Origin of the sequence: Xenorhabdus lircayensis, from assembly GCF_016306625.1 — a bacterium.
Classification (GTDB): domain Bacteria; phylum Pseudomonadota; class Gammaproteobacteria; order Enterobacterales; family Enterobacteriaceae; genus Xenorhabdus; species Xenorhabdus lircayensis.
In genome coordinates, this window is record NZ_JACOII010000086.1 from 1 (window position 1) to 3,218 (window position 3,218).

Below are 3,218 nucleotides of genomic sequence, written 5' to 3' on the forward strand. Positions count from 1 at the left end.
ATGTCTGGCAGTTCCCTACTCTCGCATGGGGAGACCCCACACTACCATCGGCGCTACGGCGTTTCACTGCTGAGTTCGGCATGGGGTCAGGTGGGACCACCGCGCTGTTGCCGCCAGACAAATCCTGTGTCAATCCCGAACAAGCTGTCTGAAAATTCTCGTCTCCCAAAACCCAAAACACCTTCGGTGTTGTCAGGTTAAGCCTCACGGGTCATTAGTACCGGTTAGCTCAACGTATCGCTACGCTTACACACCCGGCCTATCTACGTCCTCGTCTCGAACGTTCCTTCAGTGTCCTCAAGGGACAAGGGAAGACTCATCTCAAGGCAAGTTTCCCGCTTAGATGCTTTCAGCGGTTATCTCTTCCGCACTTAGCTACCGGGCAGTGCCATTGGCATGACAACCCGAACACCAGCGGTGCGTCCACTCCGGTCCTCTCGTACTAGGAGCAGCCCCTTTCAATCTTCCAACGCCCACGGCAGATAGGGACCGAACTGTCTCACGACGTTCTAAACCCAGCTCGCGTACCACTTTAAACGGCGAACAGCCGTACCCTTGGGACCTACTTCAGCCCCAGGATGTGATGAGCCGACATCGAGGTGCCAAACACCGCCGTCGATATGAACTCTTGGGCGGTATCAGCCTGTTATCCCCGGAGTACCTTTTATCCGTTGAGCGATGGCCCTTCCATTCAGAACCACCGGATCACTAAGACCTACTTTCGTACCTGCTCGAGCTGTCACTCTCGCAGTCAAGCTAGCTTATGCCTTTGCACTAACCTCACGATGTCCGACCGTGATTAGCTAACCTTCGTGCTCCTCCGTTACGCTTTGGGAGGAGACCGCCCCAGTCAAACTACCCACCAGACACTGTCCGCAACCCGGATTACGGGTCTACGTTAGAACATCAAACATTAAAGGGTGGTATTTCAAGGTCGGCTCCGTGCAGACTGGCGTCCGCACTTCACAGCCTCCCACCTATCCTACACATCAAGGCTCAAGGTTCAGTGTCAAGCTATAGTAAAGGTTCACGGGGTCTTTCCGTCTTGCCGCGGGTACACTGCATCTTCACAGCGAGTTCAATTTCACTGAGTCTCGGGTGGAGACAGCCTGGCCATCATTACGCCATTCGTGCAGGTCGGAACTTACCCGACAAGGAATTTCGCTACCTTAGGACCGTTATAGTTACGGCCGCCGTTTACTGGGGCTTCGATCAAGAGCTTCGCCTTGCGGCTGACCCCATCAATTAACCTTCCAGCACCGGGCAGGCGTCACACCGTATACGTCCACTTTCGTGTTTGCACAGTGCTGTGTTTTTATTAAACAGTTGCAGCCAGCTGGTATCTGCGACTGGCTTCAGCTCCGGGCGCAGGGCCCTTCACCTACTGCCAGCGTGCCTTCTCCCGAAGTTACGGCACCATTTTGCCTAGTTCCTTCACCCGAGTTCTCTCAAGCGCCTGAGTATTCTCTACCTGACCACCTGTGTCGGTTTGGGGTACGATTCAATGTTACCTGAGGCTTAGAGGCTTTTCCTGGAAGCAGGGCATCAACCACTTCAGCACCGTAGTGCCTCGTCATCACGCCTCAGTGTTACGGCACTCCGGATTTGCCAGGAGCACCCACCTACACGCTTGAACCGGGACGACCGTCGCCCGGCTAGCCTAGCCTTCTCCGTCCCCCCTTCGCAGTAACACCGAGTACAGGAATATTAACCTGTTGCCCATCGACTACGCCTTTCGGCCTCGCCTTAGGGGTCGACTCACCCTGCCCCGATTAACGTTGGACAGGAACCCTTGGTCTTCCGGCGAGCGGGTTTTTCACCCGCTTTATCGTTACTTATGTCAGCATTCGCACTTCTGATACCTCCAGCATGCCTCACAGCACACCTTCGCAGGCTTACAGAACGCTCCCCTACCCAACAACATCGAAATGTCGCTGCCGCAGCTTCGGTGCATGGTTTAGCCCCGTTACATCTTCCGCGCAGGCCGACTCGACCAGTGAGCTATTACGCTTTCTTTAAATGATGGCTGCTTCTAAGCCAACATCCTGGCTGTCTGAGCCTTCCCACTTCGTTTCCCACTTAACCATGACTTGGGGACCTTAGCTGGCGGTCTGGGTTGTTTCCCTCTTCACGACGGACGTTAGCACCCGCCGTGTGTCTCCCGTGATAACATTCTTCGGTATTCGCAGTTTGCATCGGGTTGGTAAGTCGGGATGACCCCCTAGCCGAAACAGTGCTCTACCCCCGAAGATGAATACACGAGGCGCTACCTAAATAGCTTTCGGGGAGAACCAGCTATCTCCCGGTTTGATTGGCCTTTCACCCCCAGCCACAAGTCATCCGCTAATTTTTCAACATTAGTCGGTTCGGTCCTCCAGTTAGTGTTACCCAACCTTCAACCTGCCCATGGCTAGATCACCGGGTTTCGGGTCTATACCCTGCAACTTAACGCCCAGTTAAGACTCGGTTTCCCTGCGGCTCCCCTATACGGTTAACCTTGCTACAGAATATAAGTCGCTGACCCATTATACAAAAGGTACGCAGTCACCCTGATAAATCAGGGCTCCCACTGCTTGTACGTACACGGTTTCAGGTTCTCTTTCACTCCCCTCGCCGGGGTTCTTTTCGCCTTTCCCTCACGGTACTGGTTCACTATCGGTCAGTCAGGAGTATTTAGCCTTGGAGGATGGTCCCCCCATGTTCAGACAGGATACCACGTGTCCCGCCCTACTCGTCGAACTCACACTGCCAGCGTCTTCAGATACGGGGCTATCACCCTTTACTGCCGGCCTTTCCAGACCGTTCTCCTGACGCTGACACTGATGCTGGTTCTGGGCTCCTCCCCGTTCGCTCGCCGCTACTGGGGGAATCTCGGTTGATTTCTTTTCCTCGGGGTACTGAGATGTTTCAGTTCCCCCGGTTCGCCTCATTAACCTATGAATTCAGTTAATGATAGTGCAACGGATTGCACTGGGTTTCCCCATTCGGACATCGCCGGCTAATAATGCTTCATATCAGCTCACCGGCGCTTTTCGCAGATTAGCACGTCCTTCATCGCCTCTGACTGCCTAGGCATCCACCGTGTACGCTTAGTCGCTTAACCTCACAACCCGAAGGTGTCTTCAGGGTGGAGTTTTTGAGAGACTCACCGGGCCGGTCATTAAAAACCACCCCGGTTGTTTCAAATTTTCAGCTTGTTCCAGATTGTTAAAGAGCAA

2 rRNA genes are annotated in these 3,218 nt (G+C 53.9%); both read right to left on the reverse strand.

What is annotated here, in order from left to right:
- Nucleotides 1-2: 2 nt before the first annotated feature.
- A 5S ribosomal RNA gene (gene rrf, locus H8A87_RS19270) occupies nt 3-118 on the reverse strand.
- Between the two features lie 75 nt (nt 119-193).
- Nucleotides 194-3,103: ribosomal RNA gene (locus tag H8A87_RS19275) — 23S ribosomal RNA — on the reverse strand.
- Nucleotides 3,104-3,218 lie beyond the last annotated feature (115 nt).